This is a genomic window from Micromonospora sp. ANENR4 (assembly GCF_015354395.1).
GTDB lineage: Bacteria > Actinomycetota > Actinomycetes > Mycobacteriales > Micromonosporaceae > Micromonospora > Micromonospora aurantiaca.
The window spans coordinates 65,592-79,447 of the sequence record NZ_JADKYQ010000010.1 but is presented as its reverse complement, the minus strand read 5'-3'; the positions used below and the strand labels follow the sequence as shown (position 1 = coordinate 79,447).

Here is a 13,856-nt window from a genome sequence, read left to right as displayed (position 1 = left end):
GGCCATGACGTGGTGGCGGCGGGTGGAGTGCCCGGTACGGCCGATCGAACAGGACTGGATCGAACGGTCGATGGACTGGTTCGTGGCGCAGTTCGGCACGGATCGGCTGCACGGCGAGGTTGTGCTGCCGACCGACGACTATTTCCCCGGCGTCTACCGGGGCACCCGCGATGACATCCGATCAGTGCTGAACCGGCTCTGCACTCACATGGGCATCGACCCCGCCCGAGTGGAACTCGAGCACGACGCGGCCGACGACAACCCGGAGTTGTCCGCGCACGTCCCGATCCACGCGCAGTCGAGGAACGCGGCCGGGCATCACCGCATCCGCGATGGTCGTTCCGTCATCGGGATCCGCGACGATCAGGCGGCTCGTCCGATGGCGCTGGTGGCGACCGTCGCTCACGAGTTGGGCCATGTCCTGCTGCTGGGCGACGGCCGGATCTCGGCGCAGCAACAGGATCAGGAAGCACTCACGGACCTGTTGACCGTGTTCTTCGGCCTTGGCATCTTCAGCGCCAACGCCGCGTTCGAGTACTCGCGAGAAGCCCGGGGTGACTACGTCTACGCCCGTACCAACCAGCTCGGCTATCTGACCGAGCCCATGTACGGCTACGCGTTGGCCCGGTACGGGTGGCTGCGCGGCGAGGCGGACCCGGGATGGGCGAGGTACGTCGACACCAATCCGCGCAGCTTCCTCAAACGCGGCCTGCGCTACCTCGCCCACATGGACCGAACCGGGTAACGGCGGCGTCCTCATTCGCCGCTGACCGCGCGTCGTCCGGCCCTGAACGGCCGTACGCGTCGAGCGGCCACGTTCGCGGCACCTGCTGGTCCGCCACCGGCCGCATCGTCGGAGACACCAATTCCGGCTGTGAGGACCACAACGCCGGCCGTCACGTGTCGTAGAGCCCATCCCACGGCTCGTGGAATCCGAGGCGATCCGGATACAGCTCGACCCAGTCGACGTGGCTGCCGTCGCCCGCCCGGTCGCCGGACTCGTCGACCAGACCGAAGACGACGCCGTCCTGACGGGTCTGGAACAGTCGTACGGCGATGTCGCCGTACGACTTGCCGGGCAGGCTCGCGAGCAGCACGTCGAGTGCCTCACTGAGCGCGGCTCGATGCGGAACCCGCGTGATGGTCGAGTCCCGGTACGTCCCGTCGTGGTCGAAGCGGTGCACGTACGCGTGGTGGTCCCACGCCGAGGCGAGGAACAACCCGTCGTCGTAGCGGCCGATCGTGTCCGTCCGGTGGCCGGGCTCGTGCGCGATGGGAATCAGCCGGGGTACGGGCACTCGATCAAGCTACCGTGCGAGCGCGGGGCGCCCGCCGCGACGGCGGACGCCCCGAAGCGTCGATGTGCCGGCCAGCCGATCAGGGCCTCTTCAAGGTTCTTACGATCTGGCATTTGTCGGTGCAGAGGGAGATCACGACCCACGTGATCCCGCCTACCGGCCCCTCCTGCGTGAAATTGAAGTCCGTGCGATTCTCGCCGTAGCCCGATGCGGTCCGGGTCTGCGTGGAGAGGAGAACTGCACTGTCGAGCTTCTCTCCCTGGCGGAATTCGAACACGGCTGTCGTGCTGCCGGGGGTGTGGTCCGAGACATAGCCTTGCAAGCCGACCGAGCGGTTGTACCAGGTAACGCCGCCTTCCGTCAGGCCCCCGGAAAGGCTGGCGCTGAAGGGTGTCACGGGATAGGCGTATGCAGGCGAGGGTGCCCAGCCGACGGCTGACACGAGGGCGGCGATGATGAGTGGGAGAACGAGCCGTCGGCTTCTCATGATGTCCTCCTTGGACCTGGGGGTGCCGCCGGTGTGCACAGCGGGCGCAGTGCGCAGACGCATTCAACCAGAGCAATAGATGCCGGTGTGGCCCCTCCGCACCGATCGGACGACTCGTTGATCTGCGGCACCCGCCTGTCGGTCGGGTAGCCACTGACGAGCGCGGGGCGCCCGCCGGAATGGCGGACGCCCCGAGGCGTGAACGTGTCGGTCAGCCGATCAGCGTGACCGAGTAGTCGTACGTCGTCCCGGTCACCGAGTACGTCGCGGTCTGCCCGTTCTCGCAGTACGACACGAAGCTGCTCGGCGTCCGCTGCGCTCCGGCCACCGCGTCGACCACCGGCCGGACATCGGACCCGACGGGCAGCGCGGTGGTGGTGAGATCGATCGTCCGCGACTGGTTGATCGGGTAGGTGTCGGTGTTCGCCGTCTCCAGACCGTTGCTCGCCTGAACACTGAAGGACATCACGAAGGCGGCGTTGTTCACCACGGCGATGCGCTGCACGCAGGGTTCGGCCTGCGCGCTGGCCGTGGAGGCCGTGGCCAGTGCCGATCCACCGGCGGCGAGCGTCCCTACGAGTGCGGCTCCGACGAGCCTGGCGCGGAAGGTCATGGTGTCACCTCTCGGTCGTACGTGGCGCCGGGCGCCGACTGGCGGCGCCCGGCGTATGGTCCGTATCGAAGTGCCCGAGTGTCTTGGATCGAACCCTGCAGATCGCACGAAATTCTCCGGGACGGGCCCACAGCTTCCGATCCGTCAGAATGAGGGATCGATCCCGACGGCGTGCGAGCGTCCCGGCGCGAGGAGTCCGAAGTGGTGAACTCCGCCCTCTCCGTAGTCGTCCACACGGTCGGAGCCGGCCCGCCACCGATGGCGGACTCGGATCTCGACCCTGGTGCGACGTACTACACCTTCGTCGTCCTGTCCGGCATGTACTTCGCCCCGGTTGTCATGTCGGGGCTCGGTTTTCTCTGCGCCGCGGGCATCGGGCTCAGCCGCCGGATCGGTACGGCTGCCGCGATCGTGATCGTCCTGTTCTACGTGTTGTCGTTGCTCGGCAGTGCCTTCACCTGGCCGGAACTGGAGCACCAGGGAAAACCGAGTGAGACGCTGTGGCTGATCGTGATCGGCTGCGGCGGCTTCCTGGTGTTGCCCTGGCTCGTCGCGTTCGGCGGCACCAGGGTGGCCCTGCGCCGTCGCGGAGCCACGGCCGAGTAGCCGGATGGTCCGCCCGACCACGGGTACACGTCAAGGGTGCAGCTACCCGCGGTCGCCCTTCCTGGGCCATGTGGCCAGCGCCGCCAGGACGGCGCACGGGAGCAGACAGCCCAACACGCCGCACAGCGCGACGACGGGCATCCAGAACAGACCCTCCACGGGTGGGGATGGTAGGCGTTCGATCGGAGCCGTCGCGTGGTGGGAGGCTCGCGGACCACCGTGCCTCCGGCCGGAGGCAGCAGGTGCCCCGTAGCCGCGATTCGCCGCCGGAGGCGGAGCGTCAGCCGATCCTCGCGCGCAGGCCCCACGTCAGGGCGGGGATCATCACCGCCGCCGCGACCAGGTGCAGCCCGACCAGCCCGATCGTCGTGGCGGCGTCGCCTCCGGCGATAAGCGGCGGGACCATCGACAGCGCGGTCAGCGCCACCGCCGTCCACACGAACCGCCGCGCGGGGTAGGCGCTGAACCGCAGCAGGACGGCGGCGATGACGACGCCCATGAGCGAGAAGAATCCGGTCACCACGGCGAACCCGCCCAACGGGATCGTCTCGCCGCCGCCGTCGGGGATCTCGAAGTCCACACCGGCGGCCCGGGCGAGCGCCGCCGCGAGCGTGGTGACCACCGCCGCCGCGAGCGTGGCGACCAGACCGGTGACGGCGAGCCGCCGGAAGCCGTGCGCACGGCGAGAGACGACGCCGGTGTCGGTGCTGCTGATCATGTCGTTCCTCCGAACGTCTTCATGAGGGGTGAGGATCCGTACCGTCGCGGTGCGACGGCCGGGATTGCGCAGCGCGCGTACCCCGGTGCCGCGCAGCCAGAAGCCGGCGTCGCGGCCGAGGACCGGCCCGGGGCTGCCGTCGCGCAGCTCCAGCTGCACCCGGCCGCGCGTCACCACGCCGTACGCGTGACGCCACTGGGCCGCGACCACCGGAACGCGCGCGCCGCCGGGCAGCGCGAGCGTCCGCGCGGGCACTACGGCGTACGGTCGGCGGGCAGGCGCTCGGGCAGCCCGAGCCGCGGGAACCGGTCGGCGTGGAACGTGACGATCTCGGTGATCGCCCCGCCGGTGACGCGCAGGGCGTCGACGGTGAGCGGCAGGTACGCGCCGACGCCGTCCTGCCAGAGGTAGAACGCGACGGCGGGCTGCCGGTTCACGGCGGTGGGCACTGCTCGCAGGCTGCCCAGGCTCTCGAAGCCGTCCGCGATCCAGTCGCTCACCACCGCGTCGCGGCCGATCTGCAGCCCCGGGGTGGGCGGCATCGAGCAGCGCACGTCGTCGCGCAGCATGGCGGCGAGCGCGCCGACGTCCTTGGCGACGGCGGCGTCGGTGAAGCGGCGTACCAGCTCGCGGGTCCGGGTGTCCGTGTCGTCGCCGGTCCAGTCCTGCCGCTGGGCGGGCAGGTGTTCCCGCATGCCCGCGCGGGCGCGCTGCAACGCGCTGTTCACCGAGTTGACCGAGTCGCCGAGCAGCTCCGCGACGTCCTTGGCGGGCCAGCCGAGCACGTCCCGCAGGATCAGCACGGCGCGCGGGCGCGGCGCCAGGTGCTGCACCGCGACCAGGTACGCCAGCTCGATCGTCTCCCGCGCGACAGCGACCGTCTCCGGCTCGTCCGCGCCGGCGGCGGGCAGCTCGTCGAGCAGCCGGTCCGGGTACGGCTGGAGCCACCGCACCTCACCGCCGGTCGCCGGCTCGGGCCGGCACTTGGCGAGCAGGTCCAGGCAGGCGTTCGTGGCGATCCGGTACAGCCAGGCCCGGAACGTCGACCGGCCCGCGAACGTCTCCCGCCGCCGCCAGGCGCGCAGGAACGTCTCCTGGACGGTGTCCTCGGCGTCCTCGAACGACCCGAGCATCCGGTAGCAGTGCACGTGCAGCTCCCGCCGGTGCCGCTGTGCCAGCCCGGTGAACGCCGGTTCGTCGAACCCGGCCAGATCGCGTACGCCCGGCTCTGCCGGCCGCGTGTCCGCACCCATCACGTCATCCTTCCGCTTGTCGTGTCCCGTCGTACGTGTGACGGGCACGGGCGCGGAAACTCATCACCGTGACGGCTCAGAGCACCGCCGTCGGCACGAGGAGCACGTCCTCGACCCCGTCCATGCGTGCGATCTCGGGCGGGTTGATCCCGCCCTGGTGCGCGAGGGGCAGCTTCAGCCGCAGCGATGGGCGGGTCATGTCCGTCTCCAGCCGGCCGGCGAGGTCACCCTTGCCCCGGCACTGCTCGCGCAGGCGGTCGTAGGCGGCGTCGCGGTCCTCGAACCGGACCGACTCGGCCTTGGGCAGCGCCCGGACCGTCTCCTCCACTGTGGCCCGCTGCTTCTCGGTGATCGACGGTTCCAGCCGTACGATCATGCCGATCGCGGAGGGCAGCGGATCGGCGGCCGCAGCGGTGAGGACGGACGACGCGACACCGTCGACGGCGACCATCGTCAACTCGGCCGCCTCGGCGACCGACGGGTCGGTGAGGGTGGTGCGCAACGACTCCGGCATGGTCGTCGGGTCGACCTGCGCCGCCAGGTCCGGTGAGTCCTTCCGGAGCTGGTCGTAAGCCTGCTCGCGGGTCCGGCGGGTCACGTCCCCGGCGCTCGGTGTCCCGCGCAGGATCTGCTCCGCCGTCGCCTTCTGCTCCGCCGTCGCGTCGTGGTCCAGCAGGACGGTCAGGGTGGTGGCGCCGCCTCCTCGGGCTCGGACGCGCAGGCGGGCAGGGCGACCAGAAGCACTGGTGCGAGAAGCAGGGCGAAACGACGCATGAGGGGGAATCGTAGGCCGCCGGCGATCCTCGCGCCGCCCCGAAAACGCGCCGGTACGCCCGCACGGCCGTCCCGCACCGAGGCGTGCGGCGTCAGCCCGTGCGCGGGGCGTAGATGATGACCGCGACGCCGACCAGGCAGATGGCCGCGCCGACGAGGTCGTAGCGGTCGGGCCGGAACTTGTCGACGACCATGCCCCAGGCGAGCGACCCGGCGACGAAGACGCCGCCGTAGGCGGCGAGGATGCGGCCGAAGTTCGCGTCCGGCTGGAACGTGGCCACGAACCCGTAGGCGCCGAGCGCGATCACCCCGGCGGCGATCCAGAGCAGCCCGCGGTTCTCCCGCCAGCCCTGCCACACCAGCCAGGCGCCGCCGATCTCGGCGAGCGCGGCGAGCAGGAACAGCAGGATGGACCGCACGACCGTCATGCGTCAGACCGTAGCGACACCGGGCCGGGGACCGGCCGGGCGGCCCGGTCGGCGGGCCCGGCGAACGGCAGGGGGCAGCAGGCGTTGCGCGGCCTTCACCACCCGCAGCAGGGTGACCGTCTCGGCCGGGTAGAGGCGATGCCCGCCCGGCGACCGCCGGGGCGCGGGCAGCAGCCCGCGCCGTTCGTAGCAGCGCAGCGTCTGCACGTTGACCCCGGCTGCGTCGGCGAGCCGGCCGCTGCGCAGCTCCGGCTCGCCCATCACCGGCCCCGCGCGGCCGTGGCCCGCAGGGCCAGGGCATCGAGTACGGCGACACGGGTCGCCGGAACGCGGATGTCGAGCGTCAGCGTGTCGCCGTCCGGGCGGACGAGATCGAAGGTGAAGAAGGAGCAGCATGCCGACTCGCGGGCGATCAGGTCCCGGGCGAGCGCTTCGGCACTGCCGTCGAGGTGCAGCCGCAGATGCCCGGCGGCCGGCCGGTCGGCGCCGCGCAGCGCGTCGTGGAACAGCCCGTCGAACTCGGCCAGCCGCAGCGGCCGTTCGGTGGTCGGCAGCGTGCAGGTGTCGGGCACCCAGGAATCGTCGGTCACCTCTCGACGGTAAGCCCGTACCGGGGTACCGGATGCAAGCCCGTCACCCGGAAGAAGCACGCGTTGTATGGTCGCGGCACGCGTACGCCGGATGCCTGCTGATGAGCCGCCCTGGTGATCGCCGTGGCCGCGGTCCGCGAGGGCCGCGACGCCTGGCGCGGCGACACCTGCTGCGCCACCTGCGGCCCGGGCGGCCCGCAGGCGTGATCACCGGCCGCGACCTGCGGCGACGTCGGGAATACGGCTGTGCGCGACGGCCCGGCGGGCTACCGTCACCGGAGTACGGGCCGGCGTGGGTCAGGCGCGCCGCGTCCACGCCCCCGCCGTCGGCGTTGACGTGGCGGAAACGCCCGCAGACGAGCATGGGTACGACGAAAGGGGCGGACATGACCGACGAGGTGACGTCGCAGGTCCCGCCGGAACCGGCTCCCGTGCTGCCCCGACCCGCCGGCACGGGACCGGTCGGACCGCCGAGCAGCCTGGACCTGTGGGCGCGTGCCCAGGTGCTGCACCGCTGCTTCGGCGACGACGACGGCGAGCCGCACATCATGCGCGGCCTGGACTGACCGCGCCGGTCAGCGCACCGTCACGCCGGCCCGCGCCGGCACCTCCCACCAGGACGCGAGGTCGGGGACCGGCTCGGCGCGGGCCGTGTACTCCTCCAACCGCCGCCGCTGCTCCACGCTCGGCGCCGGTGAGACGGTGGCGCCCACGCCGACCAGCGGCGTACCGGTTGCCGCCGACGGTGAGCAGCATCGTGCCGACGATCGTTGCCCGGCCGCGACCTGCCCGGCGGGCGCGCCGACAGTACCGTTCCCGCGCACGGTGAACGATTCCCGGCGGCGGTGCGTGAGAGCCGGTGAGCATCACCGGCGGCCGCCGGGGGTACTGCTGCGGGACACGGGAACGAACAGCCGGGAGGTCATGGTGGGGGACAGGGCGGGACGTCAGGGGCGCGGCCCGGTCGCCGGACTGGTGGTGGCCGCGCTGGTGGCGGCCGGTTGCATGGCCGGCGGCTACGACCAGGGCGAGCCGCAGCAGCCCGCACCCCCGCGCAGCGCGCAGCCCGAGTCGCAGACCACCCGCGCGGACGGCACGACGAGCGTGGCCGAGTTCAAGCAGGACATCCAGGACGCGGTCCGGCTGGCCGAACGCTACTGGGCGGAGCAGTTCCGCGCCTCGGGTCAGCGATTCACCCCGATCCGGCGGGTGGTGGCCTACAGCCGCGAGGGCGAGGTGGCCTGCGCCGGGCAGGGCCTGCCGCGCAACAACGCGGTCTACTGCTCGGCCGGCGACTTCATCGCCTACGACGTGAACTGGTCGGTGGCGGCGTTCCGGCAGATCGGCGACGCGTTCCTGTTCTACCTGCTCGGCCACGAGTACGCCCACGGCATGCAGGTGCGGCTGGGCATCCGCTACAACTTCACCATCCAGCAGGAGCTGCAGGCCGACTGCATGGCCGGGGCGTACCTCGGGGACAGCGTGCGGTCCGGGGCGCTGGAGCTGGAGGACGGTGACCTGGAGGAGTTCCGGGAAGGGCTGCTGGCGGTCGGCGACGACCCGGACCAGCCCTGGTTCGCCGAGGGCTCGCACGGCACCGCCGAGCAGCGCAGCGAATCGTTCTTCCGGGGGTACGAGAAGTCGCTCGGCGCCTGCGGCCTCCGGTGATGCCGCGGGTCACCCCGATCGGGGACGGTGACTGGCGCACCGGACGCGGCTGGCAGGATCGGCGGGGTACGCGTACCGAAGGAGGCCCCCGCTGAGCAGCAAGCACCCCGCCGCCGTGCTCTTCGACATGGACGGCACCCTGGTCGACAGCGAGAAACTGTGGGACGTCGCGTTGCAGGAACTGGCCGCCGTGTACGGCGGTGTCCTGTCCGATGACGCCCGCCGCGCGATCGTCGGCACCGGGATGGCCGACGCGATGCGGATCGTGCACGACGACCTGGGCCAGCCGGAGCGGGACGTGCAGGAAAGCGCCGACTGGATCAGCGCCCGGATCCTGGAGCTGTTCCGCACCGGGCTGCAGTGGCGCCCCGGCGCGCTGGCGCTGCTGCGGGCGGTACGCGACGCCGGCATCCCCACCGCGCTGGTCACCTCCAGCGGCCGGTCCCTGGTCGAGGTGGCCCTGGACACGTTGGGCCGGGACAGCTTCGACGCGGTGGTCTGCGGCGACGAGGTGGACTCGGCGAAGCCGCACCCGGAGCCGTACCTGACCGCCGCGCGTCTGCTGGGCGTGCCGGTCGAACGGTGCGTGGCGATCGAGGACTCACCGACCGGGGTGGCGAGTGCGCTCGCCGCCGGGGCGGCGGTGCTGGCCGTACCGGCCGAGGTGCCGCTCGCGCCCGCCGACGGCGTACACCAGATGGAGAGCCTGCTCGGGGCGGACCTGGAGTTGCTCGCGGCCCTGCTCAACCGATAGCGGAAAGGGGCCCCTCTCGACGAGAGGGGCCCCTTTTCCGGTGTGTCAGTCGTGGGCGATGGCGCCCAGGACGTTGATCCGCGCGGCGCGGATCGCCGGCAGCACCGCGGCGACCACGCCGATGATCGCGGCCAGGATCAGGAACGTCACCATCTGACCCCACGGCAGGACCAGGTCGCTGATGCCCTCGTCCTTGAGCGCCTCGACCACCGCCGCCCCGAGACCCGTGCCGACCACCACGCCGAGCAGCGCGCCGAAGATGGAGATCACCACCGCCTCGACCGTGATCATGCGCATGGTCTGGGCGCGGCGCAGGCCGATCGCCCGCAGCAGACCCAGCTCCCGGGTCCGCTCCAGCACCGACAGCGCGAGCGTGTTGATGATGCCCAGCACCGCGATCACGATGGCCAGCGCCAGCAGGATCTGGATCATCTGGAGCAGGGAGTCCAGCTGACCGGTCTGCTGCTCGATGAACCCGGCCCGGTCGGCCACCGACACCTCGGGGCTGTCCGCCAGCAGCCGCTCGATCTGCGGCTGCACCGCGTCCACCGACGTGCCGGGGGCGAGCTGCAGGAACCCCTGGATCGGCTGCGGGATGGCGAAGTCCGCGGCGGCCTGCGGCGGCAGCGTCACCGGGTTGGTCAGCTGCGAGCTCTCGTAGATGCCGCTGACCGTGTACGTGCGGGCGTCGCCGCGGGACAGCTGCACCGGTACCGTCGAACCGACGCTGAGGTTGCGTGCCTTCGCCGTGTCCGAGCTGACCAGCATCTGGTCCGGTGCCAGCTTGCCGATGTCACCGGCGGTGGCCTTCGCCCCGAAGATCTGCTGCAGCGCGGCCACGTTGCTCGACACGGCCACCCAGGTCCGCTCGCCGCCGACCACTGCCATGTCGCCGTACTCGCCGTCGACCATCTGGACGCCCGGGATCGCGGCGGCCTTCTCCAGCACCGCCGGGTCGAAGCTCGCCGGACGCGGCCCGGACGTGGACCCGGAGATCACCAGCTCCGCCTTGATGGTGTCCTCGGCCAGCTTGCCGATGCTGCCCTTGGCCGAGTCCAGGATCACCGTCACGCCGGTGACCAGGGCGATGCCCACCATCAGCGCGGCCGCAGTGATCGCGGTACGGCGCGGGTTGCGGCCCGAGTTGAGCCGGCCCAGCTTGCCCGGCACCGACCAGGAGAACATCGCGCCGAGCAGCGAGACCACCGGCCGGCTGATGATCGGCGTCAGCAGCGCCACCCCGATGAACGCGAACAGCACGCCGCCGAGGATGGTCGCCAGGGTGCTGTCGCCGGCGTGCCCGCCGAGACCGAGGAACAGCAGCACCGCGCCGATGCCGGTCACCACGGCGCCGCCGATGGTGACCTTCGTCAGCGGCCGGTCCGGCGTGGCGACGTCCTGCATCGCGGCGATCGGCGGGATGCGCGAGGCACGCAGCGCCGGCAGCAGCGCGGCGATCACCGTGATCAGCATGCCGACCGCGAACGCGCCGATCACCGCCGAGGCCGGCACGCCCAGCCCGGCCAGGGTCAGACCCCCGGCGAGCTGACCGAACAGGTACGCCAGCAGCGCGCCCACACCGATGCCGGCGGCGAGCCCCAGCACCGAGGCGATCAGGCCGACAGCGAGCGCCTCCAGCACCACCGAGCCGATGACCTGCTTGCCGCTGGCCCCGATCGCGCGCATCAGGGCCAGCTCACGGGTCCGCTGGGCCACGATGATCGAGAACGTGTTGAGGATCAGGAACGTGCCGACCAGCAGCGCCACCGCGGCGAACCCGAGGAGGATCTTGTTGAAGAACGACAACCCCTCCTTGAGGCCGGCCGACGCGTCGGCGGCGAGCTGCTCGCCGGTCTTGACCTGGTAGTCGGCGCCGAGCGTGCGGGCCACCTCGTCGCGCAGCGCGGCCGGCGTGGTGCCGTCGGCGGCCTGGACGCTGACGTTGCTGAACACGTCCGGCTTGCCCAGCATCAGCTGCTGCGCCACCGGAGTGGTGAAGTAGACCTCGTTGGCGCCACCGATCGAGTCCCGGCCGCCGCTGTAGCCGAACACGCCGACGAGCGTGAACTCCTTCTTCGGTGCGAGGGTCAGCACGCCGACCCGGTCGCCGACCTTGACCTTGCCCGCCTCGGCCAGCGCTGTGTTGATCACGATCTCGTCGTCGGCCTGCGGCGCGCGGCCCTCGCGGATCTCCACCAGGTCGCTCTCACCGAGCCAGTTCTGGCCCAGCTGCGGCGGACCGAACGAGGTGACCACCTTGCCGTTGCTGCCGATCATGCGGGCGCCGTCGGCGGCGACCACGCCCTTGGCGTCGGCGACGCCGGGCACCGCCTTGATCCGGTCGAGCACCGACGCCGGCATCGGGGTGCTCAGCGGCATGCCCTCCGCGGTGGAGACGTCGATCTTCGGCTTCGCCTCGACGCTGACGTCGACCTCGGCGTACGCGTCGGCGAAGACCGCGTCGAAGGACCGCCCGAGCGTGTCGGTGAGCACGAACGCGCCGGAGACGAACATGACGCCGAGCACCACCGCCAGGCCGGACAGCAGCAGGCGCAGCTTGCGCGCCAGCAGGCTCTTGAGCGTTGCCCGCAGCATCAGTTGCCCACCTCGACCGGGGCGTCCAGCTTCTTCATCGTGTCCAGCACCGTCTCGGCGGTCGGCTCGATCAGCTCCGAGACGATCTGCCCGTCGGCGAGGAACACGACGCGGTCGGCGTACGCGGCGGCGGTCGGGTCGTGCGTGACCATCACGATGGTCTGGCCGTGCTCGCGTACCGAGTTGCGCAGGAACTTCAGCACCTCGGCGCCGGAGCGGGAGTCCAGGTTGCCGGTCGGCTCGTCCGCGAAGATCACTTCGGGGCGGGCGACGAGCGCCCGGGCGCACGCCACGCGCTGCTGCTGGCCGCCGGAGAGCTGCGCCGGGCGGTGCCCGAGCCGCTCCCGCAGGCCGACCGTGTCGATCACCGTGTCGTACCAGGCCGGGTCGGGCTTGCGCCCGGCGATCGACAGCGGCAGCAGGATGTTCTCCTGCGCGGTGAGCGTGGGCAGCAGGTTGAACTGCTGGAAGATGAAGCCCACCTTGTCCCGGCGCAGCTTCGTCAGACCCGCGTCGTTGAGACCGGTCACCGTCGTGTCGCCGATCATCACGGTGCCCTTGGTCACCGTGTCCAGACCGGCGAGGCAGTGCATCAGCGTGGACTTACCCGAGCCGGACGGGCCCATGATCGCGGTGAACCGGCCGCGTTCGAACTCGGCGCTCACCCCCCGCAGCGCGATGACCTGAGCCTCACCGCTGCCGTACACCTTCCACACGTCGTTCGCCCGGGCCGCGGCCTGCTGTCGGCCTACCGTCGCGGTCACGTCATCTACCTCTTCCGTCTGTCGTTCTCATTGCCGCACCGCCCCCGCTGGCCGGTGCGGCGGAATCCATCCTCGAGGTCGCGAGCCCGAAAGCCCTCCGACCTGGGGTGGAATCCGTGCCGATCTTCCGGTGAGGGTCGACCCCCATCCGGGCTCAGGGTGACCCCTGACCGGCAGGCGACGCCGACGTCAGGGCCTCACCTGGCGTGATGGTCAACACATCAGCCCCGCCGCTGGTCACGGTAGGTGACCCGCGCCACCTCAGGCGCCGGGACGGACCAGTCCCGTCTCGTACGCGAGCACGACCGCCTGCACCCGGTCGCGCAACCGTAGCTTCGTCAGCACGTGCCCGACATGGGTTTTCACGGTGGTCTCGCTGACCGACAGCACCCGGGCGATCTCCGCGTTGGACAGTCCGCGCGCCATGTGGGTGAGCACCTCGCGCTCCCGGTCGGTCAGCGGCGCCAGCGCCCGCGCCGGCGCGGCGGCCGGGTCCGGCAGCACCTGGGCGAAGCGGTCCAGCAGCCGCCGCAGGATGCGCGGGGACATCACCGCGCCCCCGGCGGCCACAGTGCGGATCGCCGCGACGAGGTCCTCGGCCGGCACGTCCTTGGTGAGGAAGCCGCTCGCCCCGGCGCGCAGCGACCCGACGACGTGTTCGTCCTGCTCGAACGTGGTGAGCACGAGCACCCGCACCGGCAGCCGGGCCGACACGATCGCCCGGGTCGCGGCCACCCCGTCCAGGCGCGGCATCCGGACGTCCATCAGTACCACGTCGGGCAGCAGCCGCCGGGACAGGTCCACCGCCTCCGCGCCGTCGCCGGCCTCACCCACCACGTCGAGGTCGTCCTCCGCGCCGAGCACCATCCGGAATCCGGTACGCAGCAGCGGCTGGTCGTCGGCGAGCAGAACCCGCACCGGCCGGGACACGGCGCCCTCGGTCATGCGTCCCCCTCGTCGTCCGGGGCGGGTGGTCCGGCCGGGACCCGGGCACCGGCACGCGCCCGCGATCCGTCCGGCGTGGAACCGGGCCGCCGCGAACCACCGTAGAGGGCGACGGCCGCCCGGCCGCCGATCAGGCCGCCCGATCCCGCGGGTTGGCCGGGCTCTGCGCGCCCGGCGAACACGGGATCGCGGGGCACCACGGTGACCCGGCGCCGCATTCGTCCGAGGGTGACCGGCATCCGATTCGCCCCGCGGTGACCTGCCACGGGACTCGCCCGGCTCGGGGAGCGCGGCGCGCCGGCTCGGCGAACCCGTCCCGGCCGGTGGTGCACGCCCCACACGCTCGATCGACTCCATTTCGCC

18 protein-coding genes are annotated in these 13,856 nt (G+C 71.8%); 5 read left to right on the top strand and 13 right to left on the bottom strand.

Annotated features, from left to right (window positions below; translation table 11 throughout):
• Positions 1 to 4 precede the first annotated feature (4 nt).
• Positions 5 to 745, top strand: coding sequence for a hypothetical protein (locus tag IRY44_RS18825; protein ID WP_194801604.1), 741 nt, complete (start codon positions 5 to 7; stop codon positions 743 to 745).
• 151 nt (positions 746 to 896) lie between these two features.
• On the opposite strand, the gene IRY44_RS18820 is transcribed toward IRY44_RS18825, so the two are convergent.
• From IRY44_RS18820 to IRY44_RS18810, 3 genes are all read right to left on the bottom strand, one after another.
• Entirely contained in the window at positions 897 to 1,298 is a 402-nt protein-coding gene (locus IRY44_RS18820) for a hypothetical protein (RefSeq protein WP_194801603.1), read from the bottom strand.
• A gap of 79 nt (positions 1,299 to 1,377) precedes the next feature.
• Positions 1,378 to 1,785: a hypothetical protein gene (locus IRY44_RS18815; protein WP_194801602.1), complete on the bottom strand. Its 408-nt coding sequence runs from the start codon at positions 1,783 to 1,785 to the stop codon at positions 1,378 to 1,380.
• A 211-nt stretch (positions 1,786 to 1,996) separates the two neighbouring features.
• On the bottom strand, positions 1,997 to 2,398 hold the full coding sequence (locus tag IRY44_RS18810; RefSeq protein ID WP_194801601.1) for a hypothetical protein: 402 nt from the start codon (positions 2,396 to 2,398) through the stop codon (positions 1,997 to 1,999).
• Between the two features lie 201 nt (positions 2,399 to 2,599).
• On the opposite strand from IRY44_RS18810, the gene IRY44_RS18805 reads away from it, so the two are divergent.
• Positions 2,600 to 3,004, top strand: coding sequence for a hypothetical protein (locus tag IRY44_RS18805; RefSeq protein WP_194801600.1), 405 nt, complete (start codon positions 2,600 to 2,602; stop codon positions 3,002 to 3,004).
• Between the two features lie 280 nt (positions 3,005 to 3,284).
• Here IRY44_RS18805 and IRY44_RS18800 read toward each other — a convergent pair whose 3' ends face one another.
• From IRY44_RS18800 to IRY44_RS18775, 6 genes are all read right to left on the bottom strand, one after another.
• Positions 3,285 to 3,977: a DUF6069 family protein gene (locus IRY44_RS18800; RefSeq protein ID WP_194801599.1), complete on the bottom strand. Its 693-nt coding sequence runs from the start codon at positions 3,975 to 3,977 to the stop codon at positions 3,285 to 3,287.
• Positions 3,977 to 4,975: an RNA polymerase subunit sigma-70 gene (locus tag IRY44_RS18795; RefSeq protein WP_194801598.1), complete on the bottom strand. Its 999-nt coding sequence runs from the start codon at positions 4,973 to 4,975 to the stop codon at positions 3,977 to 3,979. Before IRY44_RS18795 ends, IRY44_RS18800 begins: the two co-directional genes overlap by 1 nt.
• 76 nt (positions 4,976 to 5,051) lie before the next feature.
• Positions 5,052 to 5,600, bottom strand: a complete 549-nt coding sequence (locus IRY44_RS18790; RefSeq protein WP_255533118.1) for a permease-like cell division protein FtsX — start codon at positions 5,598 to 5,600, stop codon at positions 5,052 to 5,054.
• A gap of 241 nt (positions 5,601 to 5,841) precedes the next feature.
• The gene (locus IRY44_RS18785; protein ID WP_194801596.1) at positions 5,842 to 6,177 is read right to left on the bottom strand and encodes a YnfA family protein; all 336 of its coding nucleotides are present in this window, start codon (positions 6,175 to 6,177) and stop codon (positions 5,842 to 5,844) included.
• A 3-nt stretch (positions 6,178 to 6,180) separates the two neighbouring features.
• Positions 6,181 to 6,438, bottom strand: a complete 258-nt coding sequence (locus tag IRY44_RS18780; protein WP_228532396.1) for a MerR family DNA-binding transcriptional regulator — start codon at positions 6,436 to 6,438, stop codon at positions 6,181 to 6,183.
• Positions 6,438 to 6,767 carry a hypothetical protein gene (locus IRY44_RS18775; protein ID WP_194801595.1) on the bottom strand — a complete coding sequence of 110 codons (330 nt, stop codon included), beginning with the start codon at positions 6,765 to 6,767 and terminating at the stop codon, positions 6,438 to 6,440. The genes IRY44_RS18780 and IRY44_RS18775 overlap by 1 nt, the downstream gene beginning before the upstream one ends.
• 386 nt (positions 6,768 to 7,153) lie before the next feature.
• Between IRY44_RS18775 and IRY44_RS18765 the strand changes: the two genes are divergently transcribed.
• Positions 7,154 to 7,333: a hypothetical protein gene (locus IRY44_RS18765; protein ID WP_194801594.1), complete on the top strand. Its 180-nt coding sequence runs from the start codon at positions 7,154 to 7,156 to the stop codon at positions 7,331 to 7,333.
• 9 nt (positions 7,334 to 7,342) lie between these two features.
• Here the strand turns inward: IRY44_RS18765 and IRY44_RS18760 are convergent, their stop codons facing one another.
• Positions 7,343 to 7,591, bottom strand: a complete 249-nt coding sequence (locus IRY44_RS18760; protein WP_194801593.1) for a hypothetical protein — start codon at positions 7,589 to 7,591, stop codon at positions 7,343 to 7,345.
• A gap of 103 nt (positions 7,592 to 7,694) precedes the next feature.
• On the opposite strand from IRY44_RS18760, the gene IRY44_RS18755 reads away from it, so the two are divergent.
• Together IRY44_RS18755 and IRY44_RS18750 are read left to right on the top strand one after the other, a co-directional pair.
• Positions 7,695 to 8,435: a neutral zinc metallopeptidase gene (locus tag IRY44_RS18755; protein WP_194801789.1), complete on the top strand. Its 741-nt coding sequence runs from the start codon at positions 7,695 to 7,697 to the stop codon at positions 8,433 to 8,435.
• A 115-nt stretch (positions 8,436 to 8,550) separates the two neighbouring features.
• Complete coding sequence (locus IRY44_RS18750) at positions 8,551 to 9,189, top strand: HAD family phosphatase (protein ID WP_194801592.1); 639 nt, start codon at positions 8,551 to 8,553, stop codon at positions 9,187 to 9,189.
• A 45-nt stretch (positions 9,190 to 9,234) separates the two neighbouring features.
• Here the strand turns inward: IRY44_RS18750 and IRY44_RS18745 are convergent, their stop codons facing one another.
• From IRY44_RS18745 to IRY44_RS18735, 3 genes are all read right to left on the bottom strand, one after another.
• Positions 9,235 to 11,784: an ABC transporter permease gene (locus IRY44_RS18745; RefSeq protein ID WP_194801591.1), complete on the bottom strand. Its 2,550-nt coding sequence runs from the start codon at positions 11,782 to 11,784 to the stop codon at positions 9,235 to 9,237.
• Entirely contained in the window at positions 11,784 to 12,548 is a 765-nt protein-coding gene (locus tag IRY44_RS18740; protein WP_194801590.1) for an ABC transporter ATP-binding protein, read from the bottom strand. The genes IRY44_RS18745 and IRY44_RS18740 overlap by 1 nt, the downstream gene beginning before the upstream one ends.
• 261 nt (positions 12,549 to 12,809) lie before the next feature.
• On the bottom strand, positions 12,810 to 13,493 hold the full coding sequence (locus IRY44_RS18735; protein WP_194801589.1) for a response regulator transcription factor: 684 nt from the start codon (positions 13,491 to 13,493) through the stop codon (positions 12,810 to 12,812).
• Positions 13,494 to 13,856: the final 363 nt, after the last annotated feature.